The sequence below is a fragment of the Chitinibacter sp. FCG-7 genome (assembly GCF_040047665.1).
Taxonomy (GTDB): domain Bacteria; phylum Pseudomonadota; class Gammaproteobacteria; order Burkholderiales; family Chitinibacteraceae; genus Chitinibacter; species Chitinibacter mangrovi.
Genome location: NZ_CP157355.1, coordinates 2469282 through 2486182 on the forward strand (window position 1 = coordinate 2469282; position 16901 = coordinate 2486182).

Below are 16901 nucleotides of genomic sequence, written 5' to 3' on the forward strand. Positions count from 1 at the left end.
GGCGTTGTTGTAGTAAAACTACGCTTAAAATCTAAGTCCGCAGCTGATGCGGTTTAGTTCAGAAAATTTGGAGTTCTTTCATGTCCCTGCATCCTGGTTTGGTCGAAGTCACTCAGCGCGTTATTGAACGCAGTAAAGAATCACGTTCACGCTATTTGGCGCGTTTGGAACAGGCGGCAAGCAAAGAACCCGTACGTAAAGGTCTGGCCTGTACCAATCAGGCGCATGCTTGGGCTGCCATGCCTGAAACCGACAAGATCATGCTGCGTGAAATGCGCCAGCCTAATCTGGCGATTGTGTCTTCGTACAATGAAATGCTGTCGGCGCATCAACCATTTGAAACTTTCCCGGCGATTATCAAAAAAGCCGCACACGAAGCGGGTGCAACAGCTCAGTTTGCTGGCGGCGTGCCTGCGATGTGTGATGGTGTGACGCAAGGTCAGGCGGGTATGGAGTTGTCGCTGTTCAGTCGTGACGTGATCGCCATGTCGACTGCCGTGGCTTTGTCGCACAATATGTTTGATGCCACTTTGTGTCTGGGCGTGTGCGACAAGATTGTGCCGGGCTTGTTGATTGGCGCGCTGCAGTTTGGCCATTTGCCAACGATTTTTGTACCTGCTGGCCCAATGACAACCGGCATTGCCAATAAAGAGAAAAATATCACCCGCCAGCTGTTTGCTGAAGGCAAAGTGGGGCGCGATGCCTTGCTGACTTCGGAAGAGGGTTCCTACCACGGCCCGGGTACCTGTACCTTCTTTGGTACGGCCAACTCCAACCAGATGCTGATGGAAATCATGGGTCTACATATGCCTGGCGCAGCGTTTACCAATCCGGGTACGCCTTTGCGTGATGCGCTGACCGTCGCTGCGGCAAAACGCGCGGCGCAGATTACTGCCCTGGGTAATGAATTTATCCCGGTCGGTAGAGTGATTGATGAAAAAGCCATCATCAACGGCATTATCGGTTTGCTGGCAACAGGTGGTTCAACCAATCACACCATCCACTTGATCGCGATTGCTCGCGCAGCCGGTGTGATCATTAACTGGTCTGACTTTAACGATTTGTCGGCCATTATTCCTCTGCTGGCCAAGGTGTATCCAAACGGGGCGGCAGACGTAAACCACTTCCACGCAGCAGGTGGTATGGGTTATCTGATCCGTGAATTGCTCGATGCTGGCCTATTGCACAATGATGTGTGGACTGCTGCCGGTTTTGGTTTGCGTCATTATGCGCAAGAGCCATTCCTCGATAATGGGGTTGCAGTATGGCGCGATGCGCCGGCGCAAAGCGGCGATGATTCGGTACTGCGTACTGCCGCCAATCCGTTCCAGGCTGATGGCGGTACAAAACTGCTGCAGGGTAACTTGGGACGTGCGGTGATCAAGACATCGGCTGTTGCGGTTGAGCATCGCATTGTGAGTGCGCCAGCGATTGTTTTTGATGATCAGGAAGATGTGATTGCCGCCTTCAAGCGTGGTGAGCTTGAGCGTGACTTTATTGCCGTCGTGCGCTTCCAGGGGCCGCGTGCCAATGGTATGCCTGAGTTGCACAAGCTAACTCCACCGCTGGGTGTATTGCAAGACCGTGGTTTTAAAGTGGCGCTGGTTACTGATGGCCGCATGTCTGGTGCTTCAGGCAAAGTTCCTGCCGCAATTCACATTACGCCTGAGGTCGTTTCGGGGGGGGCATTGGGTAAAGTGCGCACTGGCGATATGATTTTGTTGAATGCCGAAACTGGTGAGTTGGTCGCTCAGGTTGATGCGGCAGAATGGGCTGCGCGTGAAGTGGCTACTGCCGATCTGTCTGCCAATGGTTTTGGTATGGGACGCGAGTTGTTTACCAGCTTCCGTGCTGCAGCAACTGGCGCAGAAGAAGGTGCTATCAGCCTTGGTCTGGCGCACTAATTAATATTTTTGTAGTGAGCGGCTGGCGTGTGAGGAGATGCGTTAGCCGGTTTGAAACCTTTGCTGACCTCGATAAAAATAGAAGGCTGCAATCTAATAAGACGGAAAATTCTCATGCAGATTCGTGACATCATGCGCTCTTGCACTGTTATGCCAGTGTTAGTGATTGAAAACGTAGAACACGCTGTGCCTTTGGCAAAAGCTCTGGTTGAAGGCGGCATTCGTGTACTGGAAGTGACATTGCGCACTGATGCGGCGCTCGCTGCAGTGAAAGCCATTGCGGATAACGTGCCCGGCGCGATTGTTGGTGTGGGTACAGTTGTTCGTCCTGAGCAATTTGTTCAAGCCAAAGAAGCAGGTGCGGTATTTGCCGTAACTCCAGGTTTGACGCCAAAGTTGGCAGCTGCCGCGCGTGAATGTGGTATTGCCTTGCTGCCGGGTGTGATGACCCCATCCGAAGCAATTGCGGCATTGGAAGAAGGCTTTGACGCAATGAAATTGTTCCCGGCTGAGCAAGCAGGCAGTCTGGCTATGCTTAAGGCTCTGGGTGGTCCGCTGCCGCAAATTCTGTTCTGCCCAACGGGTGGTGTTAGCGTTGAGTCGGCTCCAAAACTTTTGGCTTTGCCCAATGTTGGTTGCGTAGGTGGTTCATGGCTGGCACCAAAAGAGATGGTTGCCAATGGCGACTGGGCTGGCATCACTGCCTTGGCGCGTGAAGCCGCCGGATTGCGTGCTTGATTAGCTGTTAATTAAAATCGGGCTACACGCCCGATTCGTTTTTAGGGGTGGCTTGTGCCGCCCCCATTTTGTTTTTCTAAGTTGTTTTTGTCATGGCGCAAAGGCAAGTGGGCATCAAATGGTGCATGCTTGAGTGTCCCGATTTGTTCGATTCCTTAGATTGTTTGGAGATGATGTATGGCTATCAAAGTTGGTATTAATGGTTTTGGCCGTATCGGTCGTATGGTTTTCCGTGCTGCGGTTTATGACTTTGCAGATGATATTGAAATCGTAGGTATTAATGACTTGCTCGAGCCCGACTACCTTGCCTACATGCTGAAACATGACTCGGTGCATGGCAAATTCAAGGGCCAAGTTGCGATTGAAAACGGCAATCTGGTGGTAAATGGCAAAACGATTCGTCTGACTGCAGTGAAAGACCCAGCTGAGCTGAAATGGGGCGAAATCGGCGCCGACGTTGTTGTTGAATCGACCGGCCTGTTCCTGACCAAAGAAACTTGCGAAAAGCACATTGCCGCTGGCGCGAAAAAAGTCATCATGTCTGCACCATCGAAAGATGACACCCCAATGTTTGTTTACGGTGTAAACAATGACACGTATGCAGGTCAGGCGATTATTTCCAACGCGTCTTGTACCACTAACTGCCTAGCACCAATTGCCAAAGTGATTAATGACAACTTTGGCATCAAACGTGGTCTGATGACGACAGTTCACGCCGCGACTGCAACGCAGAAAACAGTTGACGGCCCATCAAACAAAGATTGGCGCGGTGGCCGCGGTATTCTGGAAAACATCATTCCTTCGTCAACGGGTGCTGCAAAAGCGGTTGGTGTGGTCATTCCTGAAATTAAAGGCAAACTGACCGGTATGGCTTTCCGTGTGCCAACATCTGATGTTTCAGTCGTTGATTTGACGGTAGAGCTCAATAAAGAAGCATCTTACGAAGAAATTTGCGCAGCAATGAAAGCAGCTTCTGAAGGTGCAATGAAAGGTGTACTGGGTTACACCACCGAGAAAGTGGTTTCAACCGATTTCCGTGGTGAAGCATGCACTTCTACTTTTGATGCCGATGCAGGTATTGCTTTGGATAAAACCTTTGTCAAACTGGTTGCCTGGTACGACAACGAGTGGGGTTATTCAAGCAAAGTGCTGGAAATGGTGCGTGTGATGGCAGGCAAATAAGCCTTCTGTTTCAATCCCTGCAAGCCGGTCGGCTAAGTCGACCGGCTTTTTTGTGTCTGAAACATTTGTTTGCAGTAGGCTCGTAGCACTCATGGGCTTGCTGGGCTTGATTCGGGCTGATTTGAGTGTTGCTCCTAGGCTACACCATCGAGTGAAAAAGGTAATTGCTTTTGCCTTGCCAAGGGATATTCCGTAATCTTGAGTCTGTAAAGCAGTGGCCCCACTACAAAAAGAGGCCCTCTGTTACGGTGGTTTAAAATAACTTAACTCTCTTTTTTTGGAGAATATTTAATGTTCAAGCGCGCTATTATGGTTGCTGCAGTAGCAGCAGCAGTTTCAGCTCCAGCTTTCGCTGAAGTTTCTATTTCTGGTTCTGCAGAGATGGATCTGTTCTACCTCACTGGCCCAAAAACTTTCAATCAAGAGATTGCTATCGTTTTGAACTTCAACGGTTCTGACAAGCTTGACACTGGTGATACTCTGAAGTGGAAAGTGGCGCAAAAAGTTGCTACAGACTACCGTTACGATTCTTTTGGTAACCGTGAAGCTTGGATTGGCTACGCTGGTAGCTGGGGTGAGTTGCGTTTTGGTAACCAATTCTCAAACACGTACCTGATGATGGATTGGCCATACGGTACTAAAGGTGCTGGTAACCTGTTCGCTGACACAGTAATTTCTGTTGGCGGTCAGTACGCTTCTTACTTCTCTCCAAACTTCGGTGGCTTTAGCTTCGCTGCTCAGTACGATATGGGTACTGGCTCGAAAGATGGCACTGCTTACGATCTGACTGCTAGCTTCGCTTCAGGTGACCTGAACCTGGATGCTGCATACTACGCAACTCAAGATGCTACTCAAGCACAAAATGCTGCTAACGGTAAAGGCAACAGCATCAAGTTTGTTAACGGCCAAGACAATGCAATGTGGATGGTTGGCGGTCGTTACAACTTCGGTTCTTTCGGCGTGAAAGCTGCATACAAAGGTACCGAAATGAAAAACGGTGCTAGCAAAACTAGCCAAGACCAATACTTGGTATCTGCAAACACATCTGTAGACAAATCTACTTTCACTTTGACTTACTCTCAAATCTTGGATTCAGAGAAAAATGGCAAAGATGTTAATGATGGCGTGAAACAATTGGCATTCCAGTGGGATTACTCTTTGTCTAAAAACACAGGCGCTTTCCTGCAAGCTCGTTACCAAGACTTTGACTCTGCTCTGAATCCAGCTATCGGCTGGGGCTTTGACGGTCGTCAAGCAGGTAAAGACAACTCTGCTCGTGTGTTGATCGGTACTTGGACTGGTTTCTAATCTGACTTTTTCAGTTTAGATATTCCATCTCAAAAAAGCGGCTTCGGCCGCTTTTTTGTTGTTCTAATTTATTCTAATTTATTCAAATGCTTAGTATTTAATGTAATGAATTTGTCACTGTTATGACATCGTTTATTAACAATGAGTTTATACAATGGCTGCGATGTGAAAGTTCACAGAAACAGATTATTTTAAACTCGGAGTTAAAGAAATGAACAAGTTGATTGCCGCTGCAGTAGCTGCTGCTTTTGTTGCCCCTGCTGTAATGGCCGATGTTGATTTGGGGCCTGTGAAAATTTACGGCAGCCTGCGCACTGCAGTAGAAGTTGCCAGTGTGTCACCTTTGAAAGGGACTGCTCTGACTGACATTACTGACGACCAAACCCGCCTAGCAGACCAGGGTTCACGTTTTGGTGTGAAAGGTGATTGGAAAATCAGTGATGATCTGAAAGCCATTGGTCAAGTTGAATCTCGTTTTTATGTTGGCAACAGCGGTGAAAACAAATCAACAACAGCAACATTTGGTACCCGTAACACATTCATCGGTCTGGATAGTGCCAAAGCTGGTAAGTTCTTGGCTGGCCGCTATGATAATGCTTACAAAAACCTGAAAAAAGCCGCATACGGTGTATTTGATGACAACCTGAACGACACCACTGATCTGACTGGTAAAGATTCAATCATCGGCCGCATGGGTGGTCGTGATGGTGATATCGTTCACTACGAAACACCAAAACTTGGTGGCTTTAACGCGCAATTGAGCTACAACTTCGGCAAAGTAGGCGAAGTGCAAGCACCTCAGTTGTCACTGATGGCCGCATACTCTAGCCAATTCTTTGATGTGGGTGTTGGTTACGCACAGCTGAGCGATGCATCTTATGATTTGACTGGTGTTAAATTGTCCAGCAAGTCAGACAAGACTGGTAGCCAAGGTAACGAATCTTCTGATGCATTTACCGTGGGCGCTACTGCCAAATTCTCAGGCGTAAAAGTAAGCGCTGTATGGGAAAAAATGAACAGCGAATACACCATTGCCCCAGCTGCAAAGGTTGATCAGGAGCAAAATACTTATGGTTTTGGTGTGGCGTATGGCATGGGCGACTGGAACTTCCACGCTAATTATGCAATCGCTGATGAAGCAGAACAGAATGGCAAAGTAGTGGCCGATTCTGGTGCCAAACAATTTGGTCTGGGTGCATCATACAAATTGCATAAGCAGGTTCGTGTGATTGCGACATACACTAAAATTGATAACGATGCGAAAGCGAACTCAACCACAGGTTCTGGTTTTGCTTTGAGCAAAGGCTCTGACGCCAGCATTATCGCAATCGGTCTGCGTGGTGATTTCTAAGCTGTAAAGATTGCTACGCTTGAAACCACCGGATTTGATAACCGCCAATCTCAGTCGAGATTGGCGGTTTTTTTATTTCGTTGGCGAGTAATCGATTATGGCCGGCTCCGCGTTGTGGCCTGTGGCGTGGTAAAATCGCCCACATTCAGAATTAAAACAGACTCTTGGAGTGCACCATGTCGGGCAATAGTTTGGGCTTGTTGTTTACTGTAACTTCATTTGGCGAAAGCCATGGTGCTGGCATTGGCTGCATCGTCGATGGTTGCCCTCCGGGAATGGATTTATCGCTGGAAGACATTCAATTCGAGCTCGATCGCCGCAAGCCCGGCACTAGCCGCCATGTCACGCAACGCAAAGAGCCCGACACGGTTGAGATTTTGTCGGGGATTTATGAAGGCAAAACCACCGGTACGCCGATTGCGCTACTGATTCGCAACCAAGATCAGCGCAGCCAAGACTACGGCAAGATCGTCGAAACCTTCCGTCCTGGCCACGCCGATTACACTTACTGGCACAAATATGGCATTCGCGATCCGCGTGGTGGCGGTCGTAGCTCAGCGCGTGAAACAGCGGTGCGTGTGGCAGCGGGAGCAATTGCCAAAAAATGGCTGCGTGAAAAATTCGGCATCGTCATTCGCGGCTATATGAGCAAACTGGGCGAGATTGATATTCCGTTCCAAAGCTGGGATCACGTGGCTGAGAATGCTTTTTTCTCGCCGAATGCAGAAATCGTACCGCAGCTCGAAGACTATATGGATGCGATTCGCAAAGAGCGCGATTCGGTGGGCGCGCAAATCTCGGTCGTGGCTGAAAATGTGCCAGTCGGTTGGGGTGAGCCGGTGTATGACCGACTCGATGCCGAAATCGCCTACGCAATGATGAATATTAACGCGGTGAAAGGCGTTGAAATTGGCGCTGGTTTTGACAGCATTGCACAACGTGGCTCGGTGCATTGTGATGAGCTGACGCCTAAAGGCTTTGCCACCAATCATGCTGGCGGCATTCTTGGGGGTATATCGACAGGGCAAGCTATTACCGTGAATTTGGCGGTTAAACCCACCTCCAGTATTGCGCAAGAGCGCCAGTCAATCGACAAAATGGGCAATCCGGTGATGATGGCCACAACAGGCCGCCATGACCCTTGCGTCGGCATTCGTGCAACGCCGATTGCCGAGGCAATGCTGGCACTCGTGCTGATCGATCATGCGCTGCGACACCGTGCACAATGCGGCGATGTGGTCGTCAATACGCCGAAAATTCCGGGTAGTATCGCCTAATGTCGGCGCGCACACTGTTGACGATATTTGTGCTGGCCGTGCTGGCAGGCTGTGCCAGCCCGTCGTTTGTAGCCACCGTGTCGGTACGTCATCAGTTGCCCGCTGGCGTATTAAAAGCTTCGGCACCCGCTGTATCCGGTGCCGAGGCGGTCGCCGCCGCAATGGCTCGCCCGAAAGCCTTTGCATTTGAGCGCAGTGCCTCGCAGGCGCAAAGTCTGGCGTATCAGCAATATGAAACCGAATTGGCGCAACATCTGGTTGAGCAAGGCCTGATCTGGCAGCGAGACCCGAAAGCGGCGGACTGGCTGGTGCGTTTTGATTACCAAATTGACGACGGCAAGAATAAATCGTACCAGCAACCGATCTGGGGCACGATAGGCTACTCGGTCAGCTATCGACGTGTGATTAGCGGCGGCAGTGTGGTGTTTATTCCGCGCTATTACCCGGAAACCGGCATCGTCGGCACGCAGACGGTGAATGAGACGATTTATACCCGCGAAGTATTTGTCGATATTCTGGATCGCAAAACGCTGGATAAAGGTGAATTTGCCAAGCTCTACGAAGGCCGAGCGCGCAATCGTAGCCAGAATGACGAGCTCGATGCAGCTGTGCCGTGGCTGATTCGCAGCCTGTTTAAACCCTTTCCAGGCCCTTCGGGCGTGAGCCGTGAAGTGCGCATGCCAATGACGACGCCAACTCCTTAATTCATTTCGACCCGAGACGTCCTGTGACACCAGATCAATATTGCGAAGACAAAGCGGCCAAAAGTGGCTCGAGTTTTTATTACAGCTTTCGCTTTTTAAGCCCCGAAAAACGCATTGCGATTACCGCCTTGTACGCGTTTTGTCGTGAAGTCGACGACGTCGTCGATGAGTGCACCGACGAAGGCGTCGCGCGCACCACGCTGAACTGGTGGCGCAATGAAGTCGACCAGACGTACGCTGGCGCGCCACAACATCCGGTGACGCAATCCTTGCTGCCAGCGGTGAAAGCCTACGATCTGCCGCGCGAACTGTTTTTGGAAATCATCGACGGCATGGAGATGGATCTGAATCAGGCGCGTTATAACAGCTTCAAAGATCTGCACCTGTATTGCTACCGCGTCGCCAGCGTCGTCGGCCAGCTCGCCGCGAGTATTTTTGGCTACACCGATAGAAAAACGCTCAAATACGCGCACGATTTAGGCATCGCGTTTCAGCTGACCAATATCATTCGTGACGTCGGCGAAGATGCGCGCCGTGGCCGTATTTATCTGCCAGTGGATGAGTTGCAGCGCTTTAATGTGCCAGCCGCCGATATTCTGAATTACCGCGAAACCGCCGAATTCAAAGCGCTGATGAATTTCCAGATCGACCGCGCCGAGCAATATTACGAGCAGGCGATGAAATTGCTGCCCGAAGTCGATAAGAAAAACCAGCGTACAGGCCTCGTCATGGCAGCAATCTACCGCGCAACCTTGGCGGAAATTCGCCTCGACGGTGCACAGAAAGTCTTAAACCAGCGTATCTCTCTGACGCCAATCCGCAAGCTATGGCTGGCTTGGAAAACCTGGTGGTTTGCCTGATCCAATGACTGCTTTAAATCCATCGCAGCTAAATCCGTCATCCAAGTGCGTCGCCATCATCGGTGGCGGTTATGCGGGCATGGCGGCGGCGGTCGAACTGGCTGCGGCTGGCATACAAGTCACGGTCTTCGAAGCGGGCAAAGTCCTCGGTGGCCGTGCTCGGCGGGTTGAGCGTGCCAGCTTGTCATCGCATACTACGGTCAACAAACCTGCGCCGCTCGATAATGGCCAGCATCTGGTGATTGGCGCGTATAGCGAATTGTTGCGGCTGATGAAGCAGTGCGGCGTTGATCTGGATGCGGCGTTTTTGCGCCAGCCGATGCGGCTCCAAGTTGAGCCAGACTTCTTGCTCGAATGTCCACGTTTGCCTGCGCCGTTGCATTTGGCGGTTGGATTGTTTCGTGCCAAAGGCCTGAGCTGGCGCGAACGCTGGGCGCTGATTCGGGCGATTCAAGGCGCAAAATGGCGCGGCTGGCAACTTCGCCACGATATGACCGTTGCCGAGTGGTTACAAGCGCAACGCCAACCCGACGGACTCATCAGCCGTTTCTGGGCTCCGCTCACCTTGGCGGCACTCAATACGCCGCTGGAACTGGCAAGCGCGCAAGTGCTGCTCAATGTTTTGCGCGATAGCCTGGGTGGCCGCCGTGCAGCTTCCGATTTAATGCTGCCTCAACTTGACTTTACCGAGCTATTTCCAGCGCCTGCTGCCGAATATTTAAAAAAACTGGGTGGGTATATTCGACTGGGTCAGCGTGTAAAAGCGATTGATGGCAATACGGGTGGCTGGTATTTGGATGACGATGATCAGCGTTTTGACGCTGTTATCGTTGCGACTGCGCCGCATCAAACGGCCAAACTGTTGGCTGAAGTTGAGCAAACGCGCGTCCTCGCCCAGCAGCTGGCAGCCTGGCCGTACCAGCCGATTGTGACGGTGTATTTGCAATACGAAGCCGATGTAAAGCTGAGCCAGCCTATGCTGGGGCTTTCCGATTCCTTTTCGCAATGGGTGTTTGATCGTGGGGTGACGCACGATTGCGCCGGCCTGATCGCCGTCGTGATTTCAGCGCAGGGCCTGCACAGCGGGCTAAGCCACGATGAGCTGGCGCTGGCGGTGCAGGCCGAATTGCATCTGCGCTTGGGTTTGCCCGATCTGGTGTTGCAGCAGCAGGTGATTACCGAAAAACGCGCGACGTTTGCCTGCACGCCCGATTTAGTTCGCCCCGATCATCGCACCGAGATTACGGGTCTGTATCTGGCGGGTGATTACACTGCGGGTCTGGCGTCGATGAAAGGCGCGTCGCGCGGCGAATATCCGGCGACGCTGGAAGGAGCGGTGCGTAGCGGCGTCAAAGCTGCGCAGGCAGTATTAAAAGATTTTAAGGGTATTGCCCTGTAGCCATTTTATGAATTGGGATAGATGGCAATACCTTGCTATGTATATTTAAACTTGGATCTCATCATGGAAAGCTGGAAAAACTATCAGGCCGAACCCAAATCAATGCAGGATCGCGTGATTCTGGTGACCGGCGCAGGGCAGGGCATTGGTGCGATGGCAGCGGTGGAGCTGGCCAAACTGGGCGCGACGGTGATTTTGCTGGGGCGGAATGAAAAGAAACTCAGCCGTACTTACGACGCAATTGAGTCGGTCGGCGGGCCGCAACCGGCTGCCGTGCCGATGGATCTGGCCAAAGCAGGCGAGACTGAGCTGACGCAGCTAGGCGTGCTGATTCAAAAAGAATTTGGCCGCCTCGACGGCATTTTGCATTGTGCCAACGGCTTTAATCATTTGTCGCCTTTGAGTATGCAAAAGCTCGACGAATGGGTGGATATGTTCCGCGTCAACGTCGCCGCACCATTTGCGATGACGCGCTCGCTGCTGCCGCTGCTGCAAGCGTCGCCCGACGCTGCGGTGCTGGTGATCGGCGAGACGCATGCGTTCGAGCCGCGCGCTTACTGGGGCGGCTTTAGCGTTACCAAAGCGGCGCAGCAAAACTGGGTACAAATTGCCGCTTCGGAATGGGATAAATTCACTCATTTGCGGATCAACCAGCTGGTTCCCGGCCCGATCCAGTCGCCATTCCGTTTGGCCACGCATCCGGCTGAATCAAAAGACAGCTTGCCTCAAACCAGCGCCATCATGCCGGCTATTCTTTACTGGCTGGGGCAGGCCAGCCATGGGCAAAGTGGTCAGACTTTGTTCTTTAGTGCAAAGTAAAAAATACCATGCAATTTTTAGCGCAGGACGATGAACTTTCCGCCGCGTTTTCCCTCTGAGCTAGGGTAAGTTTGTGATTGATCTCCAAGCTTAGGTACTCTGCCGAAAGGCTGTGGTGCAACGCAAGTGTGTAGTTTGTTTCATCTCTCCCTGTAGTTACTAGCCCCGCCTTGAGCGGGGCGTTTTTTTTAGTTTCCCTGCCTAGGGCGAGGCATTTTTGTGTCTCACGACTTGAGGCTGGCGTTTTTTGTGCCTCCCCGCCTCGAGCGGTGTATTGCTCATGTTTCGGTGTCAGAGCCAATTTCAGTGGCCAAAAAACGTCGCCGCTTCATGAATCTGGACTGCGGCATCATCCCGCGCCCGGATGCTGAATTGAATCGGGTTTGCGCCAGCCTTGGCGTGGCTGGCTGCGGTGCGTACACGCACGACAAATTCTCTGCTTTGCGTTCCCGCCAATTGCAAAGCTTCATTTCGGTCAATTTCTGTGTTGATGCCAACTAGCCCCGTGACGGCCAGCATAAATTCGCGCGGGTGTTCGGCGGTATTTTGCAGCCGAACGCGATACACATTTTCCAGCTCGCCATTGGCCAGCTCGCGCAGCAGCGTATTACGCTCGCGGACAATTTCGGCTTTCAGTGGCTGGTGGTGTTGCAATGAATAGGCACTAACGGCCATCACCATCAGCAGCATCACGCTAAACAGCGCTAGCTGCGGGCGGCGAAAATGGGTCCACCAGCGTGCCTGGTGAGCCGGGTTCTCCAGCTGATTGGCCGTGGTGTAGCGGATCAGTCCGCGCGGATAGCCGACCTGATCCATCACCTGATCGCAGGCATCAATACAGGCGGTACAGCCTATGCACTCGTATTGCAGGCCATCACGAATATCAATCCCGACCGGGCACACCTGCACGCACATCGTGCACGAAATGCATTCGCCCAAGCCTTGCAATTGGTAGTCGCTGCCAATGGCGCGTGCACCGCGTGGCTCGCCGCGATTACTGTCGTAGCTAATAATCAGCGTGTCTTTATCAAACATCGTGCTTTGAAAGCGCGAGTACGGGCACATATGCTGGCAGACTTGCTCACGCAGCCACCCCGCGTTGCCATAGGTGGCAAGGCCATAAAACAAAATCCAGAACGTGTCCCACGGCCCAATGCTCAATGTCGCCAAGCCGCTTTGCAATTCACTCATCGGTGTGAAATAGGCGACGAAGGTCAGCCCAGTGAATAAAGACAGCGCAATCCAGATAGTGTGCTTCAGCGTTTTGATCCTGATTTTGCGTGCCGATAGCGGCGCTTGGTCGAGCTTGATTCGCGCCGATCGATCGCCCTCAGTCCATTTTTCTATCCACAGGAAAATCTCGGTATACACCGTTTGCGGACAGGCATAGCCGCACCACAAGCGCCCGCCAATCGCCGTCCAGACAAATAGCCCGAATGCCGACACCAGCAGCAGCGCCATCAGATAAATAAAATCTTGCGGCAGGAACACCAGGCCAAAAATATAAAATTTGCTGTTGGCGATATCGAATAACAAGGCTTGGCGGCCATTGATTTCAAGCCATGGCACGCCGTAAAAAAACAATTGCGTCGCAACGACAAAGAAAATCCGCCAATTATTAAAGTAGCCCGTCACCCAGCGCGGGTAGATTTTCTTATGCGAGTGAAAGTGGATGATTTGCGCGTCGCTGCTGGGCGATGCTGAGTTGGGAGTCGAGCTGCTCATTGCTTGAACCTGGCCGATGATGGACTGAAATACGGCTGAGTATGCGATACTGCCCAAAAGCAGAACAGAATCAGAAAACGAATCAAAAACCGGATCAGATTGATCAAGTCGCAAGGTTTGCTATGAAGCGTTACGAAGGACTGTTATGAAACTCTATGAAGGGCTGATATGAAGCGCTACGAAGGACTGCTATGAAACGCTATGAAGCGTTGGCCGAACTGATTGCCGCCGATATTCGCAATGGCACAATCCCGGCAGGTAGCAAACTGCCGTCGGTACGCAAATTGCGCGCGCAACATCAGGTGAGCGCCTCCACCGTGTTTGAGGCTTATCACCGACTGGAAGATCGTGGGCTGGTGCGAGCGCGCGAGCGCTCGGGCTATTTTGCGCTCGGCATCAAGCACGATGTGTTTGCAATGCCCAAAGTCAGCAGCGCCACGCCACAACCGGCGCAAGTCGATATCAGCCAATTGATCTTCAGTATTCTGGGCGCGGTGCAAGATCGCAATATTCTGCCGCTGGGCTCGGCTTTTCCGTCGCCCAAGCATTTTCCGCTGCAGCGCTTGGCTAAATCTTTGGCCAGCAGCGCGCGCTTTATCGATCCGTGGGAAACCGTCGCCAGCTTGCCGCCCGGGCATTTGGCTTTGCGCCAGCAAATTGCCTTGCGCTATCTGGGCCTCGGCATGCCGCTAGCGCCGGAAAATATCATCATCACCAATGGCGCGCTCGAAGCGCTCAATTTATGCCTAGCCGCCGTTGCGCAGCCCGGTGATCTGATCGCCATTGAATCGCCCGGCTTTTATGCGCCGCTGCAAGCGATTGAAAGGCTGAACATGAAGGCGCTGGAAATCCCCGTTTGTGCGCAAGATGGTTTGGATCTGGATGCGCTGGAACAGCTGCTCGATCAACACCCGGTTAAAGCGTGCTGGCTGATGACCTCATTCCAAAACCCGATGGGCGTCAGCATGAGCGAGCAAAAAAAGCAGCGCTTAGTGCACATGCTCAGCGCACGGCAGATTCCGCTGATCGAAGACGATGTGTATGGCGAGCTCTACTTTGGCGCGCGCCAGCCGCTGCCCGCCAAAGCGTTTGATACAGACGGCTGGGTGATGCATTGCAGCTCGTTTTCCAAATGCCTCGCGCCCGGCTATCGCATCGGCTGGGTTTCGCCCGGCCGCTTTGTGCGGCAAGTGGAGCAACTGAAATTAATGACGACGTTATCGGCCAGCGTACCGGCGCAAGTGGCGATTGCCGATTACCTGCAAACTGGCGCATTTGATAAACACCTGCGCAAACTGCGCCACACGCTCGAATCGCAACTGACGCTGATGCTTGATGCAATCCGCCGCCACTTCCCGCCCGACGTACGCGTCTCGCGCCCGCAAGGCGGCTATTTTGTCTGGCTGGAATTTGCCGCTGGTTTTGACACGCTACGCCTACACCGCCAAGCCGCCGAACAAGGCATCAGCATCGCCCCCGGCCCGATCTTCTCCGCCAGCCGTCAGTTTCAAAACTGCATGCGGCTCAATTTTGGCGGGCAGTGGAATGATGATTTTGAGCTGGCGATGAGGACTTTGGGGCGCTTGATTGCGGAGCAGCCGGGAGCTAACGAGTCAAAACGGTGATGAAAGAGTGGGTCGTAGAGTGTGAAACGCGAAGCGTTGCGCACCCAGCAAGGCTGTTTCAACTAGCTTGTGCTGGCGAAATGACAGACTTTGTGGCCGTCACACACTTTGTTGCAACACTTACTAGCAAGTTTGTTTTGGCTTCTCCATAAAGCGCTAATTGCGGATTCAGTCGCTGCTTTATTGCAGAGGCAAATAAATGGGACTCATAAAAGCATCGGCCGAGCAGCCAAATTAGTCGCACCCTAAACAACTCCTCTTTTGAAAGAGTTTCCCAGAATCTTTCAGGAAGTCGAATTCCATCGCCCAGTTGCTCTTCGATTTTCAACATCCGACTGTCAATTAGCACATCCAACTTGTCTCGCACGGAGTTGATATCCCAAGAGTGGGAGGTGTCATTACGAATTTTACGTAGTTTGTCGAGTTCTTCGAGAACATCATGTCCCATCCAACCAAATGCAAAAGAAATCTGAATTCTCTGCGAAAATCTGGAAAGGCTTCCATATCCAGACAGCATCGATGATCGTCCGCCGGGAACACCATCAGGGATTTCTCGTTTAAACATGCCTTCGAGTTGTTCATCGGAGAATGAACATGCGATTACTGGTAAAAACCGAACATCCTCTTCAACGATTAAACTGAGAATTCCATCCAGCTTTGAGGTGTCATACTGAACCTCATTTGCTTTGCTTACGAATCGCTCTGCTGCACTTTTCTCAAAGGCATTTGTATAGTTGCGAAAGATCTGCAAGCCATTTTTCTCGGCTTCTGTGAGAGTCATCGCTGCGATATCGTCGTTCCAGAAATTTGACATGGTTATTTTTTAGGCATCCAAACAAACCAGCGTGGTTCGTTCATGAGTTGAACTTTAGAATCCAGTATGTGAAAGAAACCTTCGCATATCACTAGGGTGGCTAGGCTCTTTTTGAAAGTAATTCCAATATTTTTGATTCTTGGGAGTATGCATTTCAATGCCGAACTCTCAATCGCTGATTCCAGCTATGCAGCAGTTTAACGCATGAATCAGCACGGGCGCTTGATTGCCATTGGCTGCGTTGTGTTCCCGCCAGATTGCATTCAGCCATTTTGCACAACTGCTTCAAAACTCTTCGCCGCGCGTCGTCCGTCTTGTCCGTATCATTTTACAAACGATACGGAGCTTCTTATGCGCAAATTTCGCAGCTTATTTATTAGTCATGGTGCGCCATCGACGGTGATTGATGACATCCCGGCTCGCCATTTTCTTGAGCAACTGGGCCAAACCATGCCGCGTCCGCGCGCGATTGTGCTGATCTCGGCGCACAATATCGCCCGTAAAACCGTCGTAGGTACGGCGGCACAATGGCAGGAATGGCATGATTTTGGCGGCTTTGCGCCCGAGCTGTACCAGATGCAATATCGCCCGAATGGCGCGCCTGAGCTGGCGGTGCAGATCGCACAAGCCTTGGCGGCAGACGGGCAGGACGTGGCGATCAGCGATGATCCGGCGCTCGATCATGGCGCGTGGGTGCCGCTCAAACTGATCTACCCACAAGCCGATGTGCCGCTGGTGACGATTTCGCTGTCGCAAGGTATGGATAACGCAGCGCATTGGGGATTGGATAATGCCGCGCATTGGCGCTTGGGCGAGCGACTGGGGCAGGTTCTGCCCGACGATGTGTTGCTGATGACATCGGGCAGCATTACGCATAATTTGCGCGACGCCTTCTCTAGGATGCAATCGGATACAGGTGAATATACGGTAGAGCAGTATGCGTCTGAATTCATTGCTGGTAGCTATGTAGCGCTCAATACCCAGGGTAAAGCCTTCTGGCTTGACTGGCAAAATCGGCTGCGCCACGCCCGCCGTGCGCATCCAACGCCGGAGCATTTTCTGCCGTTGCTGATCGCCCGCGCTGCAGCGGGAATTGATGGTGAAGCGCCGAGCGTTACACCGCTGCACCAGAGTATTGAATTAGGCGTGCTGGGGATGGATGTGATTGGTTTGAATTGGTCTTGATGGGCGTAGG

Annotated in this window: 14 protein-coding genes; 12 read left to right on the plus strand and 2 right to left on the minus strand. The window is 52.0% G+C overall.

Going from position 1 to position 16901, the window contains the following annotated elements; translation table 11 throughout:
• Positions 1 to 80: 80 nt before the first annotated feature.
• From edd to ABHF33_RS11705, 10 genes are all read left to right on the plus strand, one after another.
• Positions 81 to 1904: a phosphogluconate dehydratase gene (edd, locus tag ABHF33_RS11660; RefSeq protein WP_348944122.1), complete on the plus strand. Its 1824-nt coding sequence runs from the start codon at positions 81 to 83 to the stop codon at positions 1902 to 1904.
• A gap of 114 nt (positions 1905 to 2018) precedes the next feature.
• A complete protein-coding gene (gene eda / locus ABHF33_RS11665) occupies positions 2019 to 2642 on the plus strand; it encodes a bifunctional 4-hydroxy-2-oxoglutarate aldolase/2-dehydro-3-deoxy-phosphogluconate aldolase (RefSeq protein ID WP_348944123.1) in 624 nt (207 codons plus the stop codon).
• 177 nt (positions 2643 to 2819) lie between these two features.
• A complete protein-coding gene (gene gap / locus ABHF33_RS11670; RefSeq protein ID WP_348944124.1) occupies positions 2820 to 3824 on the plus strand; it encodes a type I glyceraldehyde-3-phosphate dehydrogenase in 1005 nt (334 codons plus the stop codon).
• A gap of 291 nt (positions 3825 to 4115) precedes the next feature.
• Positions 4116 to 5132: a porin gene (locus ABHF33_RS11675; RefSeq protein WP_348944125.1), complete on the plus strand. Its 1017-nt coding sequence runs from the start codon at positions 4116 to 4118 to the stop codon at positions 5130 to 5132.
• A gap of 211 nt (positions 5133 to 5343) precedes the next feature.
• Positions 5344 to 6483: a porin gene (locus ABHF33_RS11680; protein ID WP_348944126.1), complete on the plus strand. Its 1140-nt coding sequence runs from the start codon at positions 5344 to 5346 to the stop codon at positions 6481 to 6483.
• Positions 6484 to 6659: 176 nt separating this feature from the next.
• Entirely contained in the window at positions 6660 to 7760 is a 1101-nt protein-coding gene (aroC, locus tag ABHF33_RS11685; RefSeq protein WP_348944127.1) for a chorismate synthase, read from the plus strand.
• On the plus strand, positions 7760 to 8464 hold the full coding sequence (locus ABHF33_RS11690) for a DUF4136 domain-containing protein (RefSeq protein WP_348944128.1): 705 nt from the start codon (positions 7760 to 7762) through the stop codon (positions 8462 to 8464). Before aroC ends, ABHF33_RS11690 begins: the two co-directional genes overlap by 1 nt.
• 23 nt (positions 8465 to 8487) lie before the next feature.
• Positions 8488 to 9324 carry a presqualene diphosphate synthase HpnD gene (gene hpnD, locus ABHF33_RS11695; RefSeq protein ID WP_348944129.1) on the plus strand — a complete coding sequence of 279 codons (837 nt, stop codon included), beginning with the start codon at positions 8488 to 8490 and terminating at the stop codon, positions 9322 to 9324.
• A gap of 4 nt (positions 9325 to 9328) precedes the next feature.
• A complete protein-coding gene (gene hpnE, locus ABHF33_RS11700; RefSeq protein WP_348944130.1) occupies positions 9329 to 10723 on the plus strand; it encodes a hydroxysqualene dehydroxylase HpnE in 1395 nt (464 codons plus the stop codon).
• A 63-nt stretch (positions 10724 to 10786) separates the two neighbouring features.
• Positions 10787 to 11542 (plus strand): SDR family NAD(P)-dependent oxidoreductase, encoded by a 756-nt coding sequence (locus tag ABHF33_RS11705; protein WP_348944131.1) that lies wholly within the window; start codon positions 10787 to 10789, stop codon positions 11540 to 11542.
• Between the two features lie 303 nt (positions 11543 to 11845).
• Here the strand turns inward: ABHF33_RS11705 and ccoG are convergent, their stop codons facing one another.
• Positions 11846 to 13267: a cytochrome c oxidase accessory protein CcoG gene (ccoG, locus tag ABHF33_RS11710; protein WP_348944132.1), complete on the minus strand. Its 1422-nt coding sequence runs from the start codon at positions 13265 to 13267 to the stop codon at positions 11846 to 11848.
• 191 nt (positions 13268 to 13458) lie between these two features.
• Between ccoG and ABHF33_RS11715 the strand changes: the two genes are divergently transcribed.
• Entirely contained in the window at positions 13459 to 14892 is a 1434-nt protein-coding gene (locus tag ABHF33_RS11715) for a PLP-dependent aminotransferase family protein (protein WP_348944133.1), read from the plus strand.
• A gap of 58 nt (positions 14893 to 14950) precedes the next feature.
• On the opposite strand, the gene ABHF33_RS11720 is transcribed toward ABHF33_RS11715, so the two are convergent.
• Positions 14951 to 15706 carry a hypothetical protein gene (locus tag ABHF33_RS11720; RefSeq protein WP_348944134.1) on the minus strand — a complete coding sequence of 252 codons (756 nt, stop codon included), beginning with the start codon at positions 15704 to 15706 and terminating at the stop codon, positions 14951 to 14953.
• Positions 15707 to 16057: 351 nt separating this feature from the next.
• On the opposite strand from ABHF33_RS11720, the gene ABHF33_RS11725 reads away from it, so the two are divergent.
• Positions 16058 to 16891, plus strand: coding sequence for a DODA-type extradiol aromatic ring-opening family dioxygenase (locus ABHF33_RS11725; protein WP_348944135.1), 834 nt, complete (start codon positions 16058 to 16060; stop codon positions 16889 to 16891).
• Positions 16892 to 16901: the final 10 nt, after the last annotated feature.